General features: G+C 58.5%; 30 protein-coding genes. 3 read left to right on the top strand and 27 right to left on the bottom strand.

Features of this window, described 5'->3' with window-relative positions; genetic code table 11:
- Positions 1 to 20 precede the first annotated feature (20 nt).
- Entirely contained in the window at positions 21 to 584 is a 564-nt protein-coding gene (locus K1W69_RS24480; protein ID WP_220231103.1) for a hypothetical protein, read from the top strand.
- Here the strand turns inward: K1W69_RS24480 and K1W69_RS24485 are convergent.
- Genes K1W69_RS24485 through K1W69_RS24495 form a run of 3 tightly spaced genes read right to left on the bottom strand, consistent with a single transcriptional unit; the run spans position 581 to position 2,204 of the window.
- Entirely contained in the window at positions 581 to 895 is a 315-nt protein-coding gene (locus K1W69_RS24485; protein WP_220231104.1) for a hypothetical protein, read from the bottom strand. The genes K1W69_RS24480 and K1W69_RS24485 overlap by 4 nt on opposite strands.
- Positions 895 to 1,413: a 3TM-type holin gene (locus tag K1W69_RS24490; protein ID WP_220231105.1), complete on the bottom strand. Its 519-nt coding sequence runs from the start codon at positions 1,411 to 1,413 to the stop codon at positions 895 to 897. Before K1W69_RS24490 ends, K1W69_RS24485 begins: the two co-directional genes overlap by 1 nt.
- Positions 1,413 to 2,204: a glycoside hydrolase family 108 protein gene (locus K1W69_RS24495; protein ID WP_220231106.1), complete on the bottom strand. Its 792-nt coding sequence runs from the start codon at positions 2,202 to 2,204 to the stop codon at positions 1,413 to 1,415. Before K1W69_RS24495 ends, K1W69_RS24490 begins: the two co-directional genes overlap by 1 nt.
- 327 nt (positions 2,205 to 2,531) lie before the next feature.
- Here K1W69_RS24495 and K1W69_RS24500 point away from each other — a divergent pair, with 327 nt between their 5' ends.
- Positions 2,532 to 2,816: a DUF7738 domain-containing protein gene (locus K1W69_RS24500; RefSeq protein ID WP_220231107.1), complete on the top strand. Its 285-nt coding sequence runs from the start codon at positions 2,532 to 2,534 to the stop codon at positions 2,814 to 2,816.
- 160 nt (positions 2,817 to 2,976) lie between these two features.
- Here K1W69_RS24500 and K1W69_RS24505 read toward each other — a convergent pair whose 3' ends face one another.
- From K1W69_RS24505 to K1W69_RS24595, 19 genes are all read right to left on the bottom strand, one after another.
- A complete protein-coding gene (locus K1W69_RS24505) occupies positions 2,977 to 4,548 on the bottom strand; it encodes a glycoside hydrolase family 55 protein (protein ID WP_220231108.1) in 1,572 nt (523 codons plus the stop codon).
- Between the two features lie 16 nt (positions 4,549 to 4,564).
- Positions 4,565 to 6,625, bottom strand: coding sequence for a phage tail protein (locus K1W69_RS24510; protein ID WP_220231109.1), 2,061 nt, complete (start codon positions 6,623 to 6,625; stop codon positions 4,565 to 4,567).
- Positions 6,610 to 7,011 carry a DUF6950 family protein gene (locus K1W69_RS24515; protein WP_220231110.1) on the bottom strand — a complete coding sequence of 134 codons (402 nt, stop codon included), beginning with the start codon at positions 7,009 to 7,011 and terminating at the stop codon, positions 6,610 to 6,612. Before K1W69_RS24515 ends, K1W69_RS24510 begins: the two co-directional genes overlap by 16 nt.
- 13 nt (positions 7,012 to 7,024) lie before the next feature.
- Entirely contained in the window at positions 7,025 to 7,615 is a 591-nt protein-coding gene (locus tag K1W69_RS24520) for a hypothetical protein (RefSeq protein WP_220231111.1), read from the bottom strand.
- 3 nt (positions 7,616 to 7,618) lie between these two features.
- Positions 7,619 to 8,317, bottom strand: a complete 699-nt coding sequence (locus K1W69_RS24525) for a hypothetical protein (RefSeq protein ID WP_220231112.1) — start codon at positions 8,315 to 8,317, stop codon at positions 7,619 to 7,621.
- On the bottom strand, positions 8,314 to 10,119 hold the full coding sequence (locus K1W69_RS24530) for a hypothetical protein (RefSeq protein WP_220231113.1): 1,806 nt from the start codon (positions 10,117 to 10,119) through the stop codon (positions 8,314 to 8,316). The genes K1W69_RS24525 and K1W69_RS24530 overlap by 4 nt, the downstream gene beginning before the upstream one ends.
- Positions 10,120 to 10,267: 148 nt before the next feature.
- Entirely contained in the window at positions 10,268 to 10,618 is a 351-nt protein-coding gene (locus K1W69_RS24535) for a hypothetical protein (protein WP_220231114.1), read from the bottom strand.
- Positions 10,615 to 11,022, bottom strand: coding sequence for a hypothetical protein (locus tag K1W69_RS24540; RefSeq protein ID WP_220231115.1), 408 nt, complete (start codon positions 11,020 to 11,022; stop codon positions 10,615 to 10,617). The genes K1W69_RS24535 and K1W69_RS24540 overlap by 4 nt, the downstream gene beginning before the upstream one ends.
- A gap of 31 nt (positions 11,023 to 11,053) precedes the next feature.
- The gene (locus K1W69_RS24545; RefSeq protein WP_220231116.1) at positions 11,054 to 11,506 is read right to left on the bottom strand and encodes a hypothetical protein; all 453 of its coding nucleotides are present in this window, start codon (positions 11,504 to 11,506) and stop codon (positions 11,054 to 11,056) included.
- Positions 11,503 to 11,817: a head-tail joining protein gene (locus tag K1W69_RS24550; protein ID WP_220231117.1), complete on the bottom strand. Its 315-nt coding sequence runs from the start codon at positions 11,815 to 11,817 to the stop codon at positions 11,503 to 11,505. The genes K1W69_RS24545 and K1W69_RS24550 overlap by 4 nt, the downstream gene beginning before the upstream one ends.
- Entirely contained in the window at positions 11,817 to 12,029 is a 213-nt protein-coding gene (locus tag K1W69_RS24555) for a hypothetical protein (RefSeq protein ID WP_220231118.1), read from the bottom strand. Before K1W69_RS24555 ends, K1W69_RS24550 begins: the two co-directional genes overlap by 1 nt.
- A gap of 50 nt (positions 12,030 to 12,079) precedes the next feature.
- Positions 12,080 to 12,262, bottom strand: coding sequence for a cupin domain-containing protein (locus tag K1W69_RS24560; RefSeq protein ID WP_220231119.1), 183 nt, complete (start codon positions 12,260 to 12,262; stop codon positions 12,080 to 12,082).
- A gap of 35 nt (positions 12,263 to 12,297) precedes the next feature.
- The gene (locus K1W69_RS24565) at positions 12,298 to 14,223 is read right to left on the bottom strand and encodes a phage major capsid protein (protein WP_220231120.1); all 1,926 of its coding nucleotides are present in this window, start codon (positions 14,221 to 14,223) and stop codon (positions 12,298 to 12,300) included.
- A 13-nt stretch (positions 14,224 to 14,236) separates the two neighbouring features.
- Entirely contained in the window at positions 14,237 to 15,700 is a 1,464-nt protein-coding gene (locus K1W69_RS24570; RefSeq protein ID WP_220231121.1) for a phage portal protein, read from the bottom strand.
- A complete protein-coding gene (locus K1W69_RS24575; protein WP_220231122.1) occupies positions 15,700 to 16,227 on the bottom strand; it encodes a hypothetical protein in 528 nt (175 codons plus the stop codon). Before K1W69_RS24575 ends, K1W69_RS24570 begins: the two co-directional genes overlap by 1 nt.
- Positions 16,214 to 18,340 carry a phage terminase large subunit family protein gene (locus K1W69_RS24580; RefSeq protein WP_220231123.1) on the bottom strand — a complete coding sequence of 709 codons (2,127 nt, stop codon included), beginning with the start codon at positions 18,338 to 18,340 and terminating at the stop codon, positions 16,214 to 16,216. Before K1W69_RS24580 ends, K1W69_RS24575 begins: the two co-directional genes overlap by 14 nt.
- Positions 18,340 to 18,978 (bottom strand): DUF1441 family protein, encoded by a 639-nt coding sequence (locus K1W69_RS24585; protein ID WP_220231124.1) that lies wholly within the window; start codon positions 18,976 to 18,978, stop codon positions 18,340 to 18,342. Before K1W69_RS24585 ends, K1W69_RS24580 begins: the two co-directional genes overlap by 1 nt.
- A gap of 133 nt (positions 18,979 to 19,111) precedes the next feature.
- The gene (locus tag K1W69_RS24590; RefSeq protein ID WP_220231125.1) at positions 19,112 to 19,426 is read right to left on the bottom strand and encodes a DUF6678 family protein; all 315 of its coding nucleotides are present in this window, start codon (positions 19,424 to 19,426) and stop codon (positions 19,112 to 19,114) included.
- Positions 19,427 to 19,969, bottom strand: coding sequence for a hypothetical protein (locus K1W69_RS24595; RefSeq protein WP_220231126.1), 543 nt, complete (start codon positions 19,967 to 19,969; stop codon positions 19,427 to 19,429).
- A gap of 62 nt (positions 19,970 to 20,031) precedes the next feature.
- On the opposite strand from K1W69_RS24595, the gene K1W69_RS24600 reads away from it, so the two are divergent.
- Positions 20,032 to 20,994, top strand: a complete 963-nt coding sequence (locus K1W69_RS24600; RefSeq protein ID WP_220231127.1) for a hypothetical protein — start codon at positions 20,032 to 20,034, stop codon at positions 20,992 to 20,994.
- 198 nt (positions 20,995 to 21,192) lie between these two features.
- Here K1W69_RS24600 and nusG read toward each other — a convergent pair whose 3' ends face one another.
- From nusG to K1W69_RS24625, 5 genes are all read right to left on the bottom strand, one after another.
- The gene (gene nusG / locus K1W69_RS24605) at positions 21,193 to 21,840 is read right to left on the bottom strand and encodes a transcription termination/antitermination protein NusG (protein ID WP_220231128.1); all 648 of its coding nucleotides are present in this window, start codon (positions 21,838 to 21,840) and stop codon (positions 21,193 to 21,195) included.
- A complete protein-coding gene (locus K1W69_RS24610) occupies positions 21,821 to 23,050 on the bottom strand; it encodes a helix-turn-helix domain-containing protein (RefSeq protein ID WP_220231129.1) in 1,230 nt (409 codons plus the stop codon). The genes nusG and K1W69_RS24610 overlap by 20 nt, the downstream gene beginning before the upstream one ends.
- Positions 23,043 to 23,729, bottom strand: a complete 687-nt coding sequence (locus K1W69_RS24615; protein WP_220231130.1) for a hypothetical protein — start codon at positions 23,727 to 23,729, stop codon at positions 23,043 to 23,045. The genes K1W69_RS24610 and K1W69_RS24615 overlap by 8 nt, the downstream gene beginning before the upstream one ends.
- A 117-nt stretch (positions 23,730 to 23,846) precedes the next feature.
- Positions 23,847 to 25,130 carry an MT-A70 family methyltransferase gene (locus K1W69_RS24620; protein WP_220231131.1) on the bottom strand — a complete coding sequence of 428 codons (1,284 nt, stop codon included), beginning with the start codon at positions 25,128 to 25,130 and terminating at the stop codon, positions 23,847 to 23,849.
- Positions 25,127 to 25,468 (bottom strand): GapR family DNA-binding domain-containing protein, encoded by a 342-nt coding sequence (locus K1W69_RS24625; RefSeq protein WP_220231132.1) that lies wholly within the window; start codon positions 25,466 to 25,468, stop codon positions 25,127 to 25,129. The genes K1W69_RS24620 and K1W69_RS24625 overlap by 4 nt, the downstream gene beginning before the upstream one ends.

Raw genomic sequence — 25,468 nt, forward strand, 5'->3', positions numbered from 1 at the left:
TAATCACCAGGATCGCTACGATGAATGGCATCGATGACTTCTATAAATTTTTTAAAACTTTCATTGGTTTGATTGTAGCGGGTGTAGCTACTACAGCTCTAGTTTTGGTCACTGCACTTATAGACATTGCTCCGCCTTGGCCAGTAGCGATTGTACAAATCACTGCAATAGTTCAACTTATAGCCCTCGTATTAGTATATCAAATGCTATCAAAAGCTAATCGAAATACAATTAATCGAAAAATGAAGAATAATCTATTATTTCTATTGATCTTTGCCATATTATATTTCTCATTGTTTTCTCTTTTAATATTTAAAATGCCAAATGAGGATATTGGCGTTAAGGGTTTATTCTGCTCAGTTGATGCATATAATCTATTTGCGGATACATGTCCTTTCCTCCAAGAAGCACAAATAGCAACAGCCAATTACGAGGCAGAGAAACTCTGGACACCTCTCGGTATAACTGCTTCGAGGATTTTACTTCTTATTGCTTGGATAGGTTCCTTTGCTACTCTTGTGAACCTATTCGCTTGTTTTGTGGTATATCAACACAACCAAGCGTCGGTAAAAAAGGCCGGTTAGTTTGAGGCCTCCACTGCCTGCAATATCCTTTTCAACGTCTCATTCTGCTGCTGCTGGGTAACCTCGATACCTTTCAACCTCTCTCGCACATCTCCAGCACGCTCTTCAACGCGCTGAAGGCGTCCTGATATCTGCATAATATCGGCCGCTTGCATGTTCAGATTGGTCTCCAGCACGGTCACGCGCTCTCCAAGTCCGAACCACATGCTCAGGCCGCCGATCATCATGCCGAGGATGGTGATGATGTTGCCGACGGAGAGGCGCCAGTCGATGAACCGGCGTCCGTTGGCGTTCGTGTCATTGTTCGCCATCACGTGGCCCCTGTCGTCTTCTCTTTGGTGCGCTGGCCGACATAGTAGCCGACAACGCCGGCCCAGGCGGTCATGATCGGCACGACAATGCCAATCAGCGGCAGGACAGAGGCGTCCACCGGGACCCGCGAGAGAAGCATCACGGATACGGTCGCGACAATCATCAGACAGCCGACGGGAAACAGAAAGCCGTTCATCGGCCGCCAGACCCTTGTCAGAATATCCGCGCTGTCGCGGTCACCCTTCACGAGTTCGATATAGGCCAGGTGCGCTTCGGCGCCGGCGCGGGCGATGGCCGCATAGTCGGTCTCGATCGTCCGCACCGTTTTCGTGAAGATCTCCGGATCGGCCTTGTAGGCGTCCTCGATCGCCTGCGGCGTTGCATCCGTGCCGAGACGATCAGCCACAGCCTCGATGACGTCGCCGGCGATCGCGCCGCCCTTTCCGCCTTTTGTTTTCAGGATTCCCGCCAGGATCGGCGCGCCGACGCTGAGCAGGATGGAAACAAGCGCGCCCATTAGGCAAGCACCTCTCGATAGGCTTCGACCCGCGCGCTCGCCGCTCGCGACTGGACGATCAAAACGATCGCGACCAGCACTGCGGCCGCAGCCACGCCGCCAACAACCCAGCTCGTCAGCATATCGAAGTCGGCCGGATCAACCGCAACGCCACCGCCAGTCAGAGAGCCGCCCGCGCCGCTCGCGGCCGACACCTTCTGTTTGAATGCCGTCTCGTCCTTGCCGTCGACGACCTCGCGCCGGGCGATCTCCTCGAGCTTCTGCGCCGTGCGCTGCTTTGCCTTTTCTCCCACGCCCTTGGTCATCGCTTCGGCCGCCATGGCGACGGCCTTGACCTCAATGTCGGCGACGCGGTTCGACCAGCCCTTGCCGAAGGTCTTCCAGATCTTCAGGCTCTGCATAAAGGAAAGCCGCTTACGGCAGATCGCCCGCGCCGTCACCGTATGATCGCTGGAGCCGACGCTCGCCTTCAGCCATTTCAGCCCGCGCGACACACCTGAATTCACCGCCGCGTCATAGACGGCAAGATCGACGCCCGGGACCAGATTGTATTTTACCGCCGTCGGATGCCAGTATTCGTCGCGATAGAGCCGCAGCGCCTCGGAATAAGAGATTTGCCGCACCGGCTTTGCCGCCAGCCTCCGCTTTTTGAGCCAAGCCTGATAGGTCGCCTCCGTCACGCCATACATCGTCTTGCCACCCGGATCGGCCGCATGGTTCGACCATCCGCCCTCCCACTTGGCCGTGATTGTATGGCAGATGTTAAAACGTTCGCTCTTTGAAATGGACATAGTCGCCTCAAAATGATTTCTGATTTCTCGGTAGAATCCTAAGAGACGGCCCCGCTTTGTGTCGCGGCCGTCAAATCGGTAAGCGCTGTGTGTTGGGGGTTAGTTGGGCGTCAAACGGGCGCTATTTCAGAGCTCTGGAGCTCGGCAAAGCTCTAAAGATTCCTCAACCAAATGGGGAAATCTTTCGAGAAGTGCCAAAAGATCCCGAACCGACGGGCTATCCGTGCAAGCCATTATCCAATGCAAATTAATGCAACTTTTGGGTTTATTGAAAGCCGGCTGATCTGATACGTAGGACAAATTCCTTAATCGATACTCGAACTAGATATGAAATTTGATTTTCACCCCTACATTGGCGCAGGCCCTTTGCGCTTCGGCATGACGGCCCATGAAATCACACGCATCCTCGGCGCTCCGAACACGACCGAGATCTGTCGCGAATATCCAGAACAAATTGGTGTCTCCGAATACGCCTACGATGAGAAAGGCATTTTCGTCTATTTCAGCAAGGACTCCGGCGTAGACACAATCTCGTTCACGAATAACGTTATTAACTTCGCAGGAATGAACCTGAGAACAGTTCCGATCCGGTCGTTGAGAGAATGGGTCTAGGAGTATGACTGCGAAGTGGAGTTTGCCAACGGTTTTGACTTTTGCTCATTCAGGTTCGGCTTTTGGGCCTTTTCACTCAATGCCAACCACAATCCCGAAATCCCTGCAAAGGTAATCACGATTTTCAGGCGTGGCTATGTCGAGGACATGCGGACTGCCATTAGCTTGATGTGGTGACCGTCCCCAATATGGTTACGGTCACAGAAGCCGGCTCGACATAGGCGCCGGTCTCGTCGACGAACTGGACGCGCACGTTCCAGTCGTTCTTACCCCGGATCACCGGGATGACCACACCCGGATAGCTCACCGGCATTGTGTCGACGAGGATCTGATAGTTCGTGTCCACCATGTCCCTGTCGAAGTTAATCGCAAAATCCCAGTCTGCATGACGGGTGATGCTTTCGACATTGGTCGAGGAGGAAATCGTCGGGTCGGCCCCGGTGTTGGTGGTGAAGGAGACATGCACCTCCACTTTTCCGAGCCCCTGATTGCCGAACACGTTCTCGACATCGCTTTCGATATTGTCTTCCGTAACGAGCCTGGAAGTATCGCCGGCAAACCCGTTCACGATCTGGTTGTCGCTGGTGTAGCAGTGGAAGATATTGCTCTTGGCGGTGAGCGAGCTTCCAGATTCGAGATAGACGGCCGTTGTGGTTGTCAGGCCGTTGTTCGGCAGATTGACAGTCGAGTTTGTCAGCACGTTCATCTCGCCGTCGAAATAGAAGCCGAACAGCGCGCAGTCGTCGGCATAGCACTCAACGAAGACATTCTGGTTCCCGGATATTCGGAAGGCGCTTTCCATCTCGCCGTCAGTGGAGGGATAGCTCCAGCAGTGAACGCGGGCGAACATGCCGGAATAGATTTCGCCGGCAATGCCACGCCAGCATCCCTTGATGATCATATCCGAGATCAGACAGTCCGAATTAGGTGCAGGAAAGTCGAAATGGATGCCCTTCGGCTGGGTCGTATCGCCGTCGAACGGATTGCCTGGCTCTCGCAGGATCAGCCCATCATGGATGATCGCCTCGCCGCACTGCGATGTGCCGCTGCTGGAGCCCAGGTGGATGTAATTGCCGTCACAGTCGACGAACTCGAAATCCGAGATATGGACGTGCTTGTAATCGTGAAAATAGATGATCCGTTCGGCCAGATAGTTGGCGTCGATCTTGCCGCCCTTGAAGAACACCCGCTTGGGAAGATCGTCTCCGGTCAACCCCTCGAACATGGCGACCATCGTTGCTGTTGCCCGCAGGTGAAATCCGTCCTCGAAGGAGAACGAGACCTTGGGCATCCATGTCAGGCCGCTTGCAAGCGCATATTGGCCGGTCAGTCCGTAGACCGTGCCGCCGTTGGCAAAGCTCGCCGCATAGTCGATGGCGCTCTGCATGGCGGCGCTACAGTCGGTCGCATTATCGGCCACGGCGCCGAAATGGTCGAAGGTGATCATCTCGCCTGCCGGCGCCCAAAGCCGGCCGTCGCCGGTCGTCAGCGCCGGAATGTCGGCGTCCTCATCCTCGAGGTAGGAAAGCACCCTGCCATTGTGCGCCACAAGTAATGTTACAGTGGAGGCTGAGATTGTCGCCTCCTCCGCCAGTTCACGACTGGCAAAGAAGGCCTGCAACGCATTGAGCGAGTCCCGGAAATCCTCTTTCGAGATGGCGTGGCCGCCGGAGGATGGAACACCGTCGATTTCGAAATCACGCAGAACGGTGTCAAATGGCAAAACCGCCATAGTCGATATCTCCCTTTCAGACCACAACAACAGCGCCAGTTGCGACGGCGGTTGATTCCACGCCGGCCGCATTGGCTGCATAAATCCAGTAGTAGTAAGTCCCGGCGTCGAGCTCCTCTTCGACGAGGTCCATGACCGTCGAAACCGGGCCATAGACCGGCGAAGCGGTCACTTCTTCCGAGCCGCCCTCATCGTTCGTCGTGTTGCGGCGGATCACCGTCCGACTGAAGTTGTCGTTGCCCGGTGTTGTCCACTGCAGTGCGACCTCTCCTACGCCGGGCGTGGCAGCTACGGAAGAGACAGGATCGGGTGCGGCCTCGTCGGTCGTCGATGTGATCGTGATTGAATCGGTCCAATCGCTTGGCCGGTTGCGAGCAGTGATATGCCGAACCTGGAACTCGTATTCCGTTTCGTCACTCAAGTTGGGGCTTTCGGCTTCCGTCGCGCCGCTCGACACGGAGATCGGTATCCACTGACTCACGGCCGTTCTTTTGTATTGAGCCTCAACGGAGACAGATTCCGCCGGCGGCGCATCGAACCCGATCAGCGCATAGGGCAGGTTTGCGGAAATCCGCTTGATTGTGACGACAAATCCGGTTGGCTCCGGAACGGTTGTATCTTCATCGATATCGGTCGTTTCAGGCTTGTCGCCCTCTTCGGTTGCTGGTGACCATGCCTCGGATTCTTCAGGAAGCGAGATCACGTCCAGAACCACGCCGAGCAGGATGCCGCCCTCCCCGAAATTGAATTCAAGATCCTGGATTTCGAAGACGTGATCGATCCCGAAGGCCTCCAGTCGAATGCGAACCAGATCCTCTCCGATCAGCGCCAGACCTCTCATGTTCGCCGCGAACCGCCCTGCCCATTCGGGATTGCGCCTGTACCAGCGCTTCTTCATCAGTCTGCGGCACTGCCCATGGCTCGGCGCCATCGGATAGGTCACATCGTCGACTTCTATGCCCCGCGCAACGATATCGTCTTCGTCCTCCCACGGATCGGCGTCGCCTGTTGCGTAGTCGGCGTCCGGATCGAGAAAGGTCGCCCGGATCGTGTTCGGCCGCTGCTCAATGTCGAGCCCACGCGTCAACTCGATCACGTCGATGATCGAGTCCTCGTCGAGCGTCACGTCCGGTTCAGTCCATGTGCCGATCTTCAGCGTCACGCCGCCATCTGCGGTTGGCACGATCCGACCGTCGGTGCAGGCAAGCATTCGACCGATCACATCGGCCGGCCTTTCCTGAAGGGAATAGCTGCCCCACAGGCGATAACGCTCCTCTGTACCGCCTGCCTTCAGGGATACCGCCTCGGCGCACCGCTCAAAGGCCTTCTCCCAGCCCAGCTGCGCCAGAGACGTCGTGAGGGCTGATTCCGGCAGGCGCATACCTTCCGCACTGATCAGGTAATCGCGGATCACGCTCGCGCCGTTATCATCCCAGGCAGTCGCACCGGTTGTCGGATTTTTGATCTTTGCGCCACGCAGCACAACGCGAAACAGCGTGTTGATGCCGTTGGGGAAGATCTCAGCGTAGTCCTCTTCACCGACCGGAAGCTGCACCGAGTACAGCATGGCGATGCCCTCGCCTCTGTGATCCTCCGTGAATGCATCGAAAGGGGGCGTAAACGGCTCGTCAGTCGACGCGCCGAGCCTTGTAATGATGCTGCACCGCGATCCGCCATAGGACGTGAAATACGGATCGGATTGCACGAATTCGCTGTCGTCCAACGTGACCTGGTTATCGTCAATCCAGTACTGTTCGATCCCGTCGATCTCGCCGTGAGAGATGGCGATGATCTTGTGGAACCCGCCTTGTTTGGTGGCGGCGAACAGCCATGGTCCGGATGTTTTCACGCGGCCATAGTGACGCACGCGCGCCGCCGTGTTTTGCCGGGTGCTTTGCTGGACATCCTCCGGCCGCGGTTCCTGCGGCCTCGTCAGGATGGAGCTGACATAGCTGATCCCGACCGAGATACCGGTATAGGCGGCGATCGTCACACCCCAGAAGATCGCATTGGCCGCCGCAGTGGTGGTGGCGACCGAGGCCGCGATGGTGGCAATCGCGGTTATTGCTCCCGGCACGGCACCCTCCACGCTCTCGCAAGCCCATTTGATGAAGCCGCCATAAACCCGTTCACATCACGGCCGATCCATAACCGACCCGAACAGATCGTCATCACCAGCTTGTTTCTGATCCGCACTAGGCCGACGTCGCCCGGCTGAGGATTGCGCGTCCGCCTCAGATCGGCGTGTTGCATGACCGCAAATACGGCGCGCGCCAGGTTTCGGGCGTCGTCATCAATCCAGGCAATCGCGTCTGCTCGGCAGCGATGCCGACGGCCATAGAGGTCGAGTGGCGAGAACCCGGCGCGCAAGCTCACCCATCGATCAGCCATGGCGCAGCAATCCGTCTCGCCCCAGGCGAACGGTTTCGCCGTTTCGATTTCGAGAAACGTTCTGAGATCCATTGGTCGGGACGGGTCAGTAGTCGGGATAGGTGAAGACCTTGTTCCGCAATGACGGAACAAACTGACAGATCAGATCGCCGGGAACGCGCGCCTGCTGATCGGTGTCGGTGTAGCGGCCCGCTGGCGGCAGAGACCGATTGTACCAGATGTTTTCCGCTGCGATTGCAATGCGGCGCACGCCGCCGGTTTCCTCATCGTGCCGAGTCCAGGTCACGCGCGGCTTGCGCATGTAGCCCCAGGCAATTGCGATCGGCGATCCGTAGGTCTGCCATTCCGCGTCGATCAGCTGCAGGAACACCGTAACGACCTGCCCTTCAACTTCTTCCGTCTCGGCAAGAGCTTTCGCAAAGATGTCGGGCGCCACACCCGCCACACCGTGAAGATACAGTTCGAAACGTTCCGACACAGGCTCTCTTGAAAACTGGATGCCGCTGACCTGACCGGTCCCGTAGAGCGGAGTCCAAATCTCGGCGGCGGCCATCAAATCGCGCTCGCCGTTCCAGACCCGCACGGTCTCCGACACGAAGTCGAATTGAGTCAGGATCGCACAACGCACTTCAGTCTGCGACAGCGCCTCAATCTCGTCGGCGGTGAAGAATGCCAAGGCTTACAAATCCTCGATAAATTCGACCGACGGGTAGCCATAGGCGGGCATCTGAAGGTCGAGCCGCATCGCGTCGTCGGAGCGCAATCGCATCCGACAGGTCGGCCTGTCGAAATTCAGTCTGGCGCCACTGGCCACGGCCTCGCGGAGCGGCGGCCGAAACGTCATCGCCGCGGTGTCCTCGTCCCAGGACCTGATCTGATACCAGCGCGGGCCCTTGCCAGCATGATCGATCGAAAACACCTGTCCGGGCTGCAGCCGAGGAGCATTGGCGACCGAAGCCGTCATCGCTGTCGCGCCAAGCGCTAGATCTCCTGAAACGGTCACGTCAACAATACCGCCGACATAGCCGCTTCCATCCGAGAAATAGGAGTCATCGCTGTGCGGCACTGCCGAGAACAATGTGGTGTAATCGAGACCGCTCGCGAAGGGAGCATAGGCCTGCTCATAGGCAGGCAATGGGACGTCGATCGCATTCAGCCGGCCATCGCACCAGGCCTCGATAGCGCGCCAGGTGAGCAGTGTGTCGCGGTCGTAAACTGGAACGCTCGACAATGTCGCAACCCAGACGCCGGCGTCGCTTGCGACGATCTGCGTCCGGCCCGATACCGAAGCGCCGCCCGATAGTGTTCTGGGCGCGAGACGCGGCAGCGTCGCCGCCTGAGGTTTCAGAACCGCCGAAGGCCAGGATGGTTTGGTCACTGGTAGCGCCTCTGCTTCTCGGCCATAGCCTGCGGGAGCTGCTTGTTCGTCTGCTGCACAGATCCGCCGATGATCGCCGGCGCGCTGGAGCGGACGGTCTGCACCGCCTGGTCTTTCACGAAGGATCGGAATCCGGCGTCACTGTCGAAGCTCACACCGATACTGGAGTTGAGATCGACGGCGATACGCTGTGCGGCGCCAGACTGCAGCCGCGGGCCGACCAGTTTCGACATCGGGATGACAGTAGCCGGGCCCTTGATGATTTCGGGTTCCCCCGCCTCGCCGGCAATCCCCCACTGTCCGGCCGGGATTTCGCCGCCCTCGGCAAACAAACCCGCAAACAGACCTCCGCCTGTTGTTCCGAACAGGCCGGCAAGAGGTCCTTGTCCGAGAAGAAGGGCTTGGGCAGCGAGTAAAACAACTTGCACGCCCAGCCTTTTGAGCTGCTCTTCCATGTCTTCAGCGCCCGACTGCCAGATCTCAAAGGCCTGGACGCCGTAGTCTGCAAGCGCCTGTAGCGAACCCGCAAAAGCTCTCTGCTGTTCTTCAAGCCGCTTCTGTTCTTCGGCCACGGCCGCAATTGCCTGGCGCTCTTGTTCGAGCCGGTCGACGAGCGCGATAATCTGCTGGCCCTGTTCGGAGGAAGCGTCAACGCCCGCGGCGCGAAGCTGGATCAGCTTTTCCTGCTCGACTTGCGTACGGCCGAGCAGCTCGATCTCCAACGTCAACGCATCAATGGTTTGCTGGGCGCTGGACGCACTGGAGCCTGATGAAGATCTGGCCGATCCTGTCCGATTGTTATTGGCCGGTTCCGGGATCATCGTTCTGGGTAAATCATATTGATAGTCGCCCGCGCCACCGAAAGGTTCGAGCGGATTAGCGGCCATCTGTTGCTGTTGCTGAATCTGCTTGATCTCATCCGGATCGGTGACAATGCCCCTGCCCGGCACGAACACGGCGTCCTGATTTGCGCCTACGAGCTTACCAAGTTTCTCGAAGATTGATGCATTTCCAAGATTGCCCAGCTTCTCCTCAATCCAGTCGACAGCGTCTCCTATCTCGTAGAAAGCATCCACGACGGTGAGAATGGCCTGCTGCATGTTAACCTCAAAGCGACGGCTGACCCGTGTCCAGTCATCGTCGAATTCCTCGGCCCTCCGCAGTAGCTGCTCCTCAATGACGCCACCGGCGTTCGCGGCTTCACCGGCCAGATCCCGCACGCCCTTGGCGCCGTTGCGCATTGCGAGCACCATATCGCCACCCGACCGGCCGAAGGCTTCCGTGGCTAGATAAAGCTTGTTCTGGGAGCTTTCCGCGCCGGCGATCAGGTCGGCATATTCAGCCAGCAGCTGATTGACCGATTTCATCTCGCCGTTCGCGTCGAAGAGCGAGATGTTGTTGGCGTCGAGGATTTTCTTCAGGTTGCCGGTTCCTGTCTGCGCCTCCGTCAGTCGCTTGTTGAACTGCTCCATTGCCATCGTGAACTTGTCGGCCTCGACGCCGGCAAGACCAAAACCGAACTGCAGGCGCTGGAATTCGTCTGTCAGCAGTCCAACCTTGTCCGCGTCCTTCGCAAGCCGTGACATGTCCTCCACGACAGAACGCACCGCTCCTGCACTCACGCCGATCCCGGCGAGAGCCGCGGCAGCTCCGGCTATATTGGTGCGGGCAGCGCCGACAGCATTCATCGAGACGCCGAGCCGGCGCACCCCGGCGTCAGATGTCCGCACCCGGCGATCGAATGAATTGAATGCGGCGTCCGAGCGGTCTCGCGCACGGATGTTCCAGCTAAGATCCGGCATGTTCGGTCCTATGTTTCCTTCGGCGCTGTTTCGCGGATGTATTCCAGCCAGCCCTGGAATTCCTCGATTGTCATGGCGCCGACCTCATCGAGCGTCTTGTTCAGGCGATCCGCCACCACGAAGGTGTTCCACAGCGCCGGATCGCGTTTTAGTTTTTTCGGATGGCGCCCGCGTCGCCCCAGCGCATGATCTCGGCGACGATCGATCCGATCACCAGAGGATCGGCGTCATTGCGAAGCAGCTTGTAGTCGTCGGTGGAGGCGGTGTCGAAGATCCGCGCCTTGCCCTTCTCATCATGCAGCCGGTCAATCACCAGCAGCACGCGCTCTCCAGGATCGCCGTCTTTCAACCGTTCCGACCACGACTTGTACTCATCGAGCGAGAGCGTCCTGACCTTTGCGATCAGCGGATTGTCCGGCTCGCCCCAGGCGGCGATCTCCAGGGTGCGCCACTTGATGCCACTCCCCTGGTCGCGGATACGTTTCTTTAGGGCGCTCATGCCGCGACACCCCGTGTCAGCTCACCCTTGCCGGTGAACTGGATGGTGATGCGGTTATCGGATTCCTGATCAACCGGCATGGAGATGCTGCTGACGCGCGCCAAGCCCGAGATCTCCAGATAATCTGAGATGTCGCCATCCGGAAAAGCGCTGATTGTGATCTCGCTACCGACCCGAAGCGCCGGCGCTCCAGTCGTGTCGCTCTGAAGCAGACGACCGCTGAGCGAACCCGACCATTTGGTCTTGTGCAGGACGGTGTCTTCCGACGTATCGCCCATCCCGTCGACCCGGCTTGTTGACCCCTCTTCCTCGGTGATCTCGAAGGAGATGATTTTCTGCAACGCGTTGCCATCAATCTGGAACACGCCGTCATTGCCCGAATGGACAACGGATGATGCCGCCATGGTCTTAGCCTTTCAATGATGTAGTGAAGTGTCAGGCCCGAAGGCCGGGATTGCCGTGCGCCGTGATAACTTCGCAGACAAAGTTGAGCCGGATAACGCCGGATCGTTTTCTGCCCTCGCCGGAGAGGCTCTGTTCCGCGCCGTCATAGTGGCATTTCATCACCACGCCGCCGAGGTTGCGATCCGCTTCAATCGAGGCCTGCGCAACACTGGCCATTTCGGCGAGCCAGTCGGTCACATCTGCGCCGGCATACCAGCACTCGACCACGAACTGCGGAGCGCGCCTTATATCGTCACGGGTTCGATCGAGGATGGATTCTGCGTTCCAGTAGACTGCATAGAGCGGCAGATCGTCGGGGTTCGGTTCATGCACCAGTTCCGTTTGCACGTCGGGTACAACGGTTTCCGTGCCAATCGTTACATCGAGTCCGGTCAACCGGTCGACGAAGACCTCGCGGATCTGAATCCAGATATGGTCGGTCATGCTGTTTCCAGAAGCAGCGTGACAAAACCCGTACCGTCCGGCTCGGCCGTCTTGCGAACCCAATCCACGCCGTCGATCGTCAGCGTATCGTCATTTGCGTGACCGATCGGCAAATCGGCTTCCGCAACGATCACCTGAGGCCCGCTGTCGGACAAATCGACAGCGCCGCCGAGCGTCACCTGCAGCGCCTCGCGATCGAAGATCCCAGCGATCGTTGTCGATCCGCCGCCTGCAAGCGTGTAGCCGATCGCCGCGCCCCATTCGTCAGGATCGGTGAAGATCGCGCGCTCGATGTCGTCCTCGATCGTCATCAGCGGGTCTCCAGTTCTGTGTCTGATCCGTCGCTGCCGGGCGATCGATTGCGCTTGCTCTTTTGAGGCGCCGTCACTCGTTCAGCATGACCGGCCCGCAGCCAGGCGCGCGCGATCGCGTCCGGCACATCCTTGCCAACTTGGAGCACCGCGCCGCGGGCAATCATGCCAGCGGCGCCCGCCAGCGTTCGAAGTGTTTTGATTTCAAACATAGTGTATCTCCAAGGCAGCCCGGCTGGACGCCGGGCCGCCGGTGTGAGCGTCAGGCCGGGGCCTTCGTCTTCTTCAGCTTGTCGGCTTCCGCCTTGTCGGTTGTGAACTTGCCGAGGTTCTTCAGGTAGTCGGCGTCGCCTTCCGGCACCGTGCAGGCTTCACCCGGCTCCACCACCTCGCCATCCACAAACATGCGCCGGAGCGCATAGCCCTTCTTCAGTTTTGTCGACATGTCTCAGTTCTCCTTTTTGACTGTCTTGGTCGCTATCAGGCCGTCAGAGCATCAAGCATGGCCGAGAAGCTCTCGGGCCTGCGCGCCTTGACGTCGACGTCCTGGTGAATGATTACCCGCAAGCCTCCGGCGAGCCCCTTGGTGTAGGGATCGATCAGAATGTCGACGCCCGACCAGGTCGCAATAATGAGATCCGCCCAGTTGCCGAAGAACATGGCAGAAGCCACATTGGTCGAGCTTCCCTTCGAGAGTGTCGAGGAAACCTGATTGGAAACACCCGCCCTGTAACCGTTGAGCGAGCCGAAGCCGTCGGTGTTGCGGCCCTCCGGCCAGATAAAGATCCCGTTGGTGCCGGCAGCCTTTTCGGTTTCCTTGAGCTTGCCGCGGACCTTCGCATTGGTCAGGTAGCCGAGACTGCCGATATCGGCATTGTCGACCGAGACCTCCGTCTCCAGATTGACGATATCCGACCAGGTGGGCGCGGCCCCGTTGGTGCCGCCGACGACAGCGCCGATGCCGGTCATATTGGCAATGCCGGTCGGCTCGTCTCCTGTTCCGCTGCCGTGGAGCGCGGCATAGTCGATGCCGAGCGCCATGGCGGTCGCCAGTTCCGTACGGGTGAAGGATTCGGCCGCAATCGAGGACTGGATGATGAACCGGCGGGTCAGATCGATGTAGGCGCTCGCCGTCGTCGGCGCGAAGGACACCTGATCGAAGGTGTAGCCGGTCTCCGCTGCGTCATCGCCCTCGCTGCCCCAGAAGATTCCGGCAGAACCCGACTGTCTGGGCAGATCGAACGTGCCGGCCATGTCGTTCATGACCGTCGCGCCGAGTTTGCGAACCATCATCTTGTTGCGAAGGATCTCGATAAAGGAGCCGGACATCAGCGTATTGGCGACCACATTACCGCCCGCCGTGGCCGTAGCCACCGACTGTTCGCGCGTGCCATTCATCGGCGCACTCAAGATATCCGACGGGATAAGGATGCCCTTCGCTGTTCGACCCGAACGACCGGATTCGGCCTCCGAAACTTCGAACTCGAAGGACGCCTCCTCCTGGGCGCGCCGGTCGGTCGGATTGGCAAGAGCACGGATCGCGCGGAGGAAGGAATAGTTCTTCTTTTCCCTCGGCGTCAGGCCGACTTCGGTGCGCGCGCTCGCGACCTCCGGCGCGCGTTCGCCAAGTTCAGTAATCACAAGCTGATTGAAGGCGGCGACGCTCGTGCCGCCGGCGATTGCTTCATTGGCGCGGTCTCCCATATTGAAGCGCGAGCCGATCGCGGTGATGGTGGCGACCCGCTCGCGCTCGGCGCGGCGGATCTCGTCGGCATTCACCGGCGGTTCGGATCGGGTCTCGACGGCGGGAGCTGCAGGTACGGGTTCGGGCGCCGGAACGGGGTTCTCGTTTGGCATGGATTGGTCTCCGTTAATTTCGATTGATTTGTTGGATTGTGCGTTGCGGCCGATGCCGACCGTGGGGTCGGCCGGAATTGTCACGATGCTGATCTCGTGCGGCTTCCAGGACGTGACGCGGTAGGTCTCCTCACCCTCTTCCTCGCCTTCCAGGCGCATTCGGAGGATCTCGTAGCCGACGGAGATATTCTTCAACTCTCCGTCCTGTACGCGCTCCAGGATCTCGACCGCGCGTCTCGCCTTTCCAAAGCGCACGCGGGCACGGCCCTTGCCGTTTTCGATCCAGACCCTGGTGATAATGCCGATTTGACTGTCGACATCGCGTTTGTGGTCGACCAGCAACGGCGCGTTGCCGCTGCCGACGAAGCCGGTATCGACCTCTCCGTCTCTGTGGCCGAGTATCTCGGTGCCCCACCATCGCCGGTAGGGCTCTTCGGAAGAGAATGAAAACTCGATCTCGTTAGAGGCTTCGGCTTCGCCTTCTCTTGTCGCATGGGTAATCTCGCCGGAGCGGAAGACCCGCTCCGGCACATCGATCGTCTTGGGCATGGGATTGTTTCCGCTATTCGGATTGCTGCTGGTTTGTGTCGAATATGGACTGCACGACCGGAGTAAAGGCGATGCCGAGGCTTTCGGCCTTTTCCTTCGCCGCGGCGATCTCCTCGTAGATCTGTTCGATATCCTCACCGTTCTGGGCTGCGACCCGCTGCGGCGAGGTGAAGCCGGATTCGACATTGGTGACGTTCGCCGTCGCTTCCTGCAGTGGATTGACCGCCCGCCAGCCGCGCGGCTGCCACTCGCATTCCAAGAATTTTTCCAGCTTCGAGAAGGGAAGATTGATAGCACCGGTCAGGATCGCCATCGGCAGCCATTGCTTGACGATCTCGTTGTGCATCGCGTCAGCAAGCCAGGCCTGCAGGATCTGCCACTCGTCGCGTTCTTCGCTTTTTCCCACATGCAATGAGGAGAAGTTCGTGCCTTCGAGATCGTTGGCAATGCCGTTGTAGGAAACGCCGAGACCGGAAGCGGCGCCACGCAGGATCGCCTTGATGAAAGACGGCATCTCATTGTTCGGGAAATCTGGATCGAAGGACTTGAAGTCGTGACCGATCGGCAGCGTTTCGACGGTGCCCGGTTCGAGATCCTCGACCTCCGGTTCCTTGTCAGTCGGGATGTCATTAACGTCCGCATCGAGGCCGCGCACCACGAAGCCCATCTTGGAGGCACCGACACGGGCATTGGTGAGAGCCGCCTCCTCGAAGCCATGAAACATGTTGAGGCGGCGCACTGCCGTATGCGCCCATGGCATGCGGAGCTGCACCGAATAGTCTTCCGGTAACGCCAGATAGACGATGTCGCTTGCCGGCACACGGACACGCTCGCCGGAGAGCTGATAGCCATTCACCTGGTTGCGTTTCAGGAAGTGCCAGGCGACCGGCCGGTCGTAGCGATCACATTCAACACCGCCGTGGACGTAAGCGCCATTGCCCAGTTCCGCATTGAAGCCGACATCCAGCCGGTCGACAGTAAGGAACTGGATCTGAAAGCCGAACGGACCGAAGTCGCGGCCGCGGAAAAAGCGGATGAAGACGCCGCCATCGCGTGGCGCCACCATCGCCGCGATCCACTGCATCTCCAGCCAATTGAAACGGCCGCAGACCGTGGCATTGCCCCGCTCACCCCACTTGGCGAAAGCCTTTGCAAGAAGCTTGTTGTCGGCCTTGTCGAGCTTGCCGGCTGCGTTTCTTGCCTGCGGATTGTACTTGATGCCGCGCGCGCCCACCATGTGACGCCGGCACATCATCAGGAAGGCCCGCATATAATCGTTGTTCTGGGCAAGCAGACGCGAATGCTGGACCATGCCCATCAGGTCGATGCGATGCTCCTCGGCGAGCATCGTCGTATTGCGAAGACCGAAGCCGCCGGCAAGCCGGTCCGGCCGCGCGCCGTTGAAGCGGCGGATCTTCGGCACAGGCGATGGCCGCTGAACCACGGTTCGCACTTTCGGTTTGAACAGTCCGAACATCAGGAAAAGCTCATAAGTGTGATCTTGCGGCCGTTGCCGCGCTCGCGCGCGACCTCGGAGCGATAGAAGCGACGCCAGCGCTGCAGCTCGTCGACTGTCAGTTTCGTGAGGTTCCGGCCGGCGATCGCATAGGATTGCACGTCCTTGGACGCACGGTTTTCCAGAAGCGCCTCGATCGCATCCAGCATCCGTTCGGCATGCGAGCGCGGATCGGCGAGCGCCGGATCAGGCGCAACGGTGATCACGCCGCGCTCCACCGTCATAGCCACATCGTCGGCGAGGCGTGTCGCCTTGATCGCATAGTGAAGCGCGCCTGGCGTTTGCGAGATCTGGAGCGTGCCGGAGTGCAGCCCGTCCGCATCTTCCAAATCAACAGTCACCGCATCACCCGATCCGACCCGTAAGCTGACCGTCAGGCTGTAATCGTCGATCGGATAGAGCGCCGACAGTTCGTCGAGTACGATCGGGATCGCGTCGCCGGCTGTCGCCACCGACGGCATCGCATCCAGAGTTTCAAAGCCCGCCATTCATGCCTCTTGCAACATAATTCTGTTTGCGTTTGCGACGTGATGTCCGCTTGACCGGAGCATAGATCTCTTCCATCTCTTGCCCGTCAGTCCGACGCGAAAAGGTGTTTTCGTCGAGTGGTCGGGCGAATGCCGGTGGCTTATCCCAATCGGGAATCTTGTCGGCCTTCAGCACGATCGTCAGCGCCTTTCCGTAGACGGCGAGATCCAGCGCTTCGTTGCGAATGCCGTGGCGCTTCTTCTCCCAGCCGCTGGGCATACGCACTTCCGCACAGAATTCCTCGAAGACATGGTCAGGCAGTTGCTCCGGCAGGTGATAGGCGCCTGGTCCCGGATCTTTGCGGGTAAGCGACAGAGCGATCTCGTCCTTCAGCAGATCAGTTCCCGCATAGACGAGTTCGATATCAGTGCGCCGCGTCCTGCGGCGCTTTTCCATTTTCTGCGGCTGGCCGAAGCGGGCGCGGTCCTTATCGAGGCCGCCCTGCCCCTTGACCAGAAAGACCCGTCTCGCATTGCCAGCCTTCTTCTGCCGGCGCAGGAACAGATAGGCGTTTTCCGTAACGCCTGGCTGACCACCGGAATCAATGATCATGGCTGCCGGCCGAATCTCGTATCCGCCGCCGGCAAGCGGGTAATAGCGCTCCAGAAGCGGCGAAAGCACTTCCCAGTCCTCGACATAACGGCCAGGATCGATCGATCGCGCCGCATTGCCCGCCGCGTCGCGCTGGCCACCCGGCGCCAGTTCTGGCGGCACCATCAGATCGAAACGGTCGATCAGCCAGCGTTCCAGGCCAACGCCCCAGGCGTCGACCTGCACAACGAAGCGGTTCGCCTGGATATCGACCTGCACCGTCAGAAAGCGTGTCGCGGCCGGAGCCATCTTCATCGGGAAGCGCTGGGCAAGTGCTCTCAGCATCTCGTCGGAAAGCCCGTCGCCGATGGTCAAGACCTTCGGCAGATAAGGCTTGCCCTGATCGACGTTGACTGTCGTTTTCAGCGCCTGCTCATCACCCTTGGTCTCGAATTCTTCCTTGGCCCTCAGATAACGAGCAACAAGCTGCTCCCAGCCCTGCATGACCGCCACTGGTCCCTCGCACCAGTAGGAAACAATCTCCGTATCGCGGACATTCGGATCATCGATCTCTACCGGCTGCCCCTGCCCGCTTTCGTGCAGCCAGAAACCGGATCGGTTCAGATCGTTGCGCGAAGCGGCCTCGATCACGCACCCGTTCGGGCAGGTCATCACCACTGTCTTGGCGCTTTCTCCGGGCGTGTCCTTCGTCTCCCACTCCAGCCGGTCGAACAGCGGCTGAAACGGTTCGTTGCAGGACGGGCAATTCCAGTAGTAGCGGCCCCGCGTTCCCTGATTGTAGATCGCCATGATGCCGGTCGCGGGCGGCGCTTCGTGCGGCGTCGAGGGTTTGAAGTCCGGATTGAGGATCGGCCGGCCGGGTGAGCCCTCGACGATCGTCATGCCCATCGATCCAAAAGTCTGGTTGCGTTTGATCGACAGATCGAAGGGCGAGCCCTCGCCGCCGACGTCATCGACCATGCGATCGTAGTCGGTGAGCAGCATGTCCGGGATGTCGAACATGGAAAGTTCGCCGATCACCGGCCAGGCTATCCGGAGGTTCATGCCGCCCCGAAACTGCTTGTCGTGCAGCGCGTCGGCGCTGCGACCAGGCAATTGCCGCTCGGCGACGGTCGGCGTCGCCCGGATCATCGGCGAGACCTTCTTGCGCGAGAACTCCTTTGCGGTCGCTTCCGTCGGGCAGATGATCTTCATCTCCCTCGGCATACAGCACACGCGATGACCGAAGGTGTTGAGGATCAGGCTGTCGGACTTCACGGTCCGCGCTGGTCCGGTAAAGGCCACCGCGCCGAAGCGTCGGCTCGTCGTCATCCGTGACGGCTCGACCATGTATGGTGCGAAGTCGTTCCTCCACGGCCCGGAGTAGGACGGCGTGCGTAACCGCCTTTCCTTGGCGGCCCAGTCCGGAACGTCGATCCGTCTCGGAGGCTTCAGCGTAGGAAGCGCCTCGGTCAGGAGATCCACCGGATCGCAATAGTCCGGCACCGGCAATGCGCCGAGATAACGTTCGACATCCAGCATCAGTTGAACAGGTCCGCGCGTTCTTCTCGGGTGACGATCGGCCGGTCGGCAAAGTAGCGCTCGATCGTCTGGTAGAGCTCTTCGAGCACCGTGTCGCAGTGCTGGATCGCGACCGCCACGGCCTTCGGTCCGAGATTGACTTCGCGCTCCAGCACGTCCGGCAACTGGTTGACGCCATCACGGCAGAGCCGCAGCACCTCGGTCATGACCTCGCTGACGTCCTCGCGCTGTAGCGTCTGGTTGCGCTCCCGGCAGAGCTTGAGGTGCGCTGCCTCGACATCGTAGAGCTGCTGGCGTTCCTTTGGCGGCAACGCGCGGATCGTGTCGCCCACCTCCCCGCCAATCAGCTTCAGGCGCATCGCCTCGATCGCCGCACGGGCTTCACTGCGTTGCTGTTCCTCGCCCGCCTTTTTCGACTGCCGCCAGGCCCAGCACTGCGAGGCCATGAACTTGTAGGACCGGCCGTTCGTGCCCTCCTCGACGAACGGCATGCCGTCGCGAATCCACGCCGCGATCGTCGGCTCCGAGACATGGAAGAACTCGGCCACTTCCGTCTTGTTCAACACCGCGTCCGGCACGCCCTCCGGCAACGGATAGGCCTTCACCAGGGCTTCGATGTCGAGAGGCTGGTCGGACATAGGACAACAACAATCAAAAGATTAACCGGCCGCGGAGCTCACAAAACCGGACACCCCGCGGTCGCGAATTACCCGCGCGGCTTCGATGCCAGGAAGGACCCGCGAGGAATATGGAAATCAGAAGCGGTAGGCGTCAGATGTAGTCGGCGCTTTGACCATCTCGAAGATAGCCAAACACCCGAAAACCTTCCGGCGTCTCTTCGCCAGGCACATGAATTTTTCTGAGTGCGGATCGGACGAGGTCGCGCTGATCGGTTGTTTCGATCAGAATATCGACGTGAACGATATGGTCGTACCCGCCTTCCCGGAAGTGTTCGAGCCAGTCGCAGTCAGGTCCGTAATTGTAGCCATTCGTTGCAAGAGACTTCCAATAAGGGCTTGGGATAACCTCATCCATCGCCAGTCTGAGCTCGTCCCATTTCGTGTTGTTCATCACCGGGTTGAGCATCTAGGAGACCTGTCGGAAAGCAGCGCTAAGTTGGTTACGATAGTGAATGGGCATCATACGCTGCGCGGTGCGGCGAACAATACTATCCGGGTTCCAGCGCTTACGGTAACGGGCTTCCGATTCGAAGGCTACAAGCAGCTTCATGCGGCCCGACTTCATGCGTTGATAGACTCCAGCCACACCGTTCACCTTCCCGCTGAAGACGTTCGGTTTAGCAAGCTGGTTCTTCAGATAGTTCCGGCTCAGATTGCCGTAGCGGTTGAGCCTGGCATTGACCGGCATGACGAGCGCTTTGCCTTTCGGCGTTCGCACCCCGCCCCTTGCCTGATAGATCAGATAGTCCGCCTGCCTATCCTTCACGAATACGCGCGCTACCGGTCTCGACTTGAGCGCCGGTCGGATGGCGATGGCGTTCTGCGTGTACTTGACCGGCCGGTCGAACTCACGGTCAATCGACCGCTCCAGTGCCCGTTTACAGTCGCCAGCCGTCTTCGTGGCCGTCGAGGCCTCAACGAAAGCTATCTGGCGTTGCAGGCTCTTCATTTGGCGACGCGTTTTGGCTATATTTGAAACAATCAATAAATGCATTTCGCAAGAGCTATTGAATGTCTGAGCTTTTCAGCAACGCAGTTACGTCTATCAGACTTGGTATTGAAGATTTCGAAACTGATGACAGCGATCGCATGCTTAGCGCAGCGCGAAATTACTATGCGGGGCTACTTTTGCTAGCAAAGGAATGTCTGATACGCGCCGCTCCCGAGGCAGAACCATCTCAGATTATCGGCGCCCGATTTAAACCTATACCCAATGGCGATGGTGGTGTTGAACACGTAATCGAAGGTTACACTACAGTCGACCTTTCACAGCTGCGTAGTCGATTTAAAGACTTCGGTCTAACTTGGCCGAAAACTGATATCAAGAAATTGCAAAGCTACCGCAATGACTTAGAGCACTATCATTTAAAAGAACCGTCGAGCGCTCTAAGTGAAGCGATTGCATCTTCCTTTTCCATGATGGTGGAGTTTTTTGGCATTCTCGGCGAAAACCCACAGGAACTCCTTGATGAGGTTTGGGAGACCATTTTAGAGCAAAAAGCAGCCTTCGATAAGATTCAGGCTGACTGTCTTGCCTCGTGGGAGGCGGTTCAATGGAAAGAAAGCGTAGAACGTCTGGATCTATTAGCCTGCCCTGAATGCGGCTCCTCGCTCGTAGCACAGCTTGATCGGGAAAACACCGAACATCATGAGATTATGTGTAAGTGCTTTAGGTGTGGAAACGAATCCAATCATGAGAAATCAATAGAGATGGTCGTGGAAGCCTGCTTTGAAGTAGACGCGTACTTGATGGCTAAAGAAGGCATGAATTCGCCCATCAATACCTGCCCTTCATGCGGCCTAGACACCTATGTTGAGACTGGCGACATTAGCTTTTGTTACAATTGCGAGGAATCGGTATCGGGTACGTGTGCACGGTGTGGCAACGGAATAGATATTCACGAATACAGTCCGGACCATGAGGAATTGTGTAGTTATTGCGCCTACCAATGGGAAAAAATGCGCGATGAATGAGCCAGTCGAGTAAAATAGCTACTTATTGCAAGACACAAACCAAGAAAGGGAATGGGCGCTGAAAACAAAAACAAGCCGCTCCATTCAGGGCCTGTGTCGCGCTCGGCGTGGAGGCTTTCGCCTCTCTCGTGAGTGATCCGACGTCACTCCCCTCATACGCTGCGTCAAGAGATCCACAGGTCGTCCTGACAAGAGTCGCTATTCGATCTTCCGAAGTTTGTCCAGAGGGATATTCAGCACCGCATTTCCACCAAAGAGTGTGGCGACGCACTTGGCCGAGTTGCCTCCGTTGAACTCTTTCACGATGGCTTTCGTGAAGGCGAAAGCGCCCTCGGTTATCTCGACCGACACACCTTCGCGGATGATGCGCTGACGATACTGCTTTGCCGAATCCTCAAAGACATTGCGATCCAACATCCTATTGAGATTTCTGATATTTTTATCGAACACAGGAACCGGACCCGCCTCGTTTCCGAGGATGGAAAAGACATGCTTGAAGCTGAGCAGACCGGCAAAGGCGGCGTTGCCCGGCACAACATTCACCAGCACATATCCATCGAAAATTGGGACCCGACGACGCACTGGTTTGCGCTTGCGTCTGAGCTGAATCCAAGTCCAGCGAAGCGGCACCCAGGCGCAGATATTTTCCTCCTGAAGCGCCCGTTCGATGTCCCTTTCGCTGCGTTTGAGAACCGAAAGCACATACCAGGCCGAATCACCAGGTACTGATTCGCTTGCGGCGGACAACAAAACCTGCCGCCGTTGCCGTGCAGCGACCAGCCTTTCAATTCGGGAATGCGCAGAAACAGGGTCATGAAAGTTCAGATCATTCAGCCGCGCATTCATGCATCCGCTCCTCGTTTTCGATCAATCCTGCCGCCCGCAACGCTGTCACGAAGGCATCGAGAGCTTGTTTCGGATTCTCTCCGTCTGGCATCCAGACGAACTGCGGCAGAGAGCCTTCGAACCACGGCCAGCCTCGCCTTTCGTGTTCGTTGCGCCACGCCGCCATCAGCAGCGAGTCCGACTGCACCTGCCGGAATTCCTCGACGACGTTTTCGAAGGCCTTTGGAACGGCGTCGCCGCGGCCGATCTGAGCATCGGCATGCATGCGCTTCACTGATGGCCAACCATGCTGGGCGAGAAAGTGCCGCTTCCATTTCTCGCCGTCAGGTCCACCGCCCTCGATCTTCAGCCTGATGAAATCCGGAGGCTTGGGCAGCTTTTCCGTGGGCGGATGCAGCAACCGCGAGAAGCGCCTGGCGCCCCAAAGCTTGCCATAGGCGGCTGCCCCGACATGCGTGCGCTCTTGCGGCAGAGGCTTTGCCGGCAGCCCCTCCCAGAAGCGTTTTCTCAGATAGGTCGAGAATGCCGGTAGATAACTTCGTCCTCCCGATTTCCAGACAGCGAGCTGTTCCGTCATCCGGCCGATCGCGTGATCCTGCTGTTCATCGGTCAGCAAATACCACTCCCGCTCCGCTTCGGATGCAGATCCGCTTTTTTCGGGATAGGCTTCGAGACCCCTTCGGAAGAGACGACGCGATTGGTCACGGCTTCGCTTCGATTTTCCCTCTTCCTCTTTCTCGCGCGCGCCCTCTCTCTCAGATGGAGGGTTAATGGGAGGGTTCCTTGGAGGGTTAGTGTGATCCTCGATCACAACCTTATGTGACGGAGGATCACAACCTTCCTGACTCTCGATCACAACCTTTTCCGATAAAGGTTGTGATCCTCCGTCACTACCTTCCTGCTCGATGACGGTTGAGAGCAGGTCGCGTTCCGGCCATCTGGCGACATATTCGTTGCGCCGCCATTTCTGGCCACGGAAGCCAAACTGACGCACCTCGATCCACCCGGCGTTCCTCGCTTTGGAAATGTGCCGATTGACAGTTTCTCGGCTGTAACCGGTTTCGTTTGCGAGCGTCTGCTCACTTGGGTAGCAGCCTTCGCCATGCTCGTTCATATGAAACGAGATCGCGTGGAGCACATGGCGGGTTGTCGGCGGCAGTCCGGACTGCGTGATAGCCTGTCGCCAACTCCAGCAACGGGATTCAGGCATGGTGACCAACCTCCCCACCCCAGACGTCCGCCATGGCGTCGGCGATACCGATAAAAAACCGTGACCGCTCCTTTGCCCTGTTTGGTCCTGGTGATGCCCGGTGGACCTTCGACCAGGCTTTGTGTTCATCGGTGCCCTTGAGAGGCGGCGTAAGCCGTTTCGTCGGCTGTAGAGGGTCCAGGTTCTTCAAATACAAACCTGTCGCCTTGAACACCGGCTCACCGAACCACCATGGCTGTACAATTTGTGCCGGCGGCTGGTAGTTGCGGATCAGCGCCTTTGCGTATTTGTGCATGATCGGATTTTCGATCGCGATCCTATCGATCGGCGCATTCCAGAAATCTGAAAACAGGCTAGCGCCTTGCTCCAGTTCTTCCCACATTTCAGCCAGAGTGCGCCCGGCCGGAGGCTTCTTCAGCCACCGCACACCGGAATTGCAGAGCCGCGTGCAGGGCGGATGCGCCACCAAGAGCAGATCCCAGCCGTCTTTCAGCAGCTCGCGCGCATCACCAATGATATGCCGGTTGCTGCCATCGTCGGAGTGTTGGAGGTCGCACGACCAGGCGTCATGGCCTCTCCGAAGAAAAGCGTTGCGGACCGTTCCGGAAAATTCGCAAGCAACCAGAACTCGCAACGGATCCCGCCGCGGTCTCGTAAAATCAGAATTTTGAATATTCATTTGTTTTCAATTGGTTTGAGTTGAAAGCAAACGCAGTACATTCGGCCAAGAGTATGTTTGGTCGATCAGGTTTTTATTGAACGGAGATACACAAACTGCAGGCGGTGCGAGGCTCGACTACGAGGTATCGATCTCCACTTCATTGCCCCACGCATCCCATCCCTTGCGCGGCTTTCCACGGCGGTTGAGTTCGATCCTCGGCGTGTTCGGCCACTGTTCGTCGATCCAGTCCAGGACAATGTCTGGTTTGGCCGAGTGGCGTGGTGATTTGGCGGTGAAGCAGCTCGCCAGTTGATCGCCCTGCGCAGGCGCCACCGGGTTGCCGCGCGTTGCGATCAGCAGGACCTCGTGTTTGCCGCGGTTCCAATAGCCGGTAATGATCCTGCCTTTATCCCAGGCGAAGTGACTGACATATCGGCTGCGTCGCTTGTCCGGCGTTAGGAAGCCCGTCGCGCCGTCCCTGTCGATCGAGGCGAACCCCCATGCGTCCAGACAGCAGATCGCCTCGATGAGCATCGGCACGGTCGCCCAGAGAAACAGGATGCAGTCATCCGCAGCCAGTGCGCCGATATCGCGCCGCATCAGCGTCTGCAGATCGGATGTTGGATAGTGATTGTCGGCGGCGCGATCCATGCCGCTCTCCTGATCATACGGTTCAAAACGCCATTCCGGATCGGCATAGATGATGCCGTAATTTTTCTCCGGCAACGCAGCCTGCCCGTTCGCCAAATCGGCTTCACGCGCTGTTCTGCGATCTTTCTTTGCCTGCTGGTCGGCAACCCGCCACTTCTTCGCCGCGGCCTTGATGGCGCGAGGGTCGGCAAGCGCCACGATCTCACGCTGCTCGTCGATCGGCAGAGCAGCCAGTTGCGCGGCGAGGCTCACCGTCACAGTGCGCTGGTCGACAGCCGCCTGCAGTTCCTCCGCGCCGTCGCGAAGCACCTTTTTGGCGGTTTTTATCGACCGCTCGGAAACGTCCATCATCTGGGCAGCTTCCGGTGCATCGTGCAAATTTGCACGATGCTGTTTCGACCGATCTCCGCCATGGGGCATATTCACCAGTTTCGCCGCCACCATGGCTCGTTGGCTTTGGCTCAGGTGCCGGCGATGCAGGTTCTTCGACAAAACCCATTTGAGCGGGTCGTCGCCATCCTCCGGTTTCGAACCAAACCAGCGAAAGCCTTCATTAAGAACCGATTTCGAGGAATAAGCTCCCGTTTCGGAGTTCATCTGGCCGCTGGCCACCATGGCCCGGTAGCGGTTCCGCCCGTCGAGGATCTGCCCCTCGTGGATGACAATCAATTCGCGCAAGCCGTTATCGCCAACATCAGCCACGAGATCGTCAAAAGCATTCCCCTCGATCAACGGGAACAGATTGGCGATCGGGTGAAACGGGATCATGGCTGATCTTTACCCTCGTTCCGGTGCTCGTCCGACCAAGTGAACAGATCGAACCGCACCGCATTAGAAACCCGGCGGAGAGCCGCGAGACTTTCCGCCATCGCGTTCGCCTTGTCGTCCTTCCGCAGCTTGGCGATCGACTTCATCGCCTTGATCTCGACCGGCGAGAACATCGCCTCGCGGGCTTCGATAGTCAGTTCCTTGATGTCGTTGCGAACGGCGTCCTGATCGCGCATCAAGTTCTCGAAACGCTCGACGAAATCGCGCACCGCCTTGTGGCGGTTGAGGTCAAAGATCTCGGAAAGGTCCGGTCGCCTTTCGTTGGGAATATCGGCCAT

Source organism: Flavimaribacter sediminis, from assembly GCF_019492055.1.
Classification (GTDB): domain Bacteria; phylum Pseudomonadota; class Alphaproteobacteria; order Rhizobiales; family Rhizobiaceae; genus Flavimaribacter; species Flavimaribacter sediminis.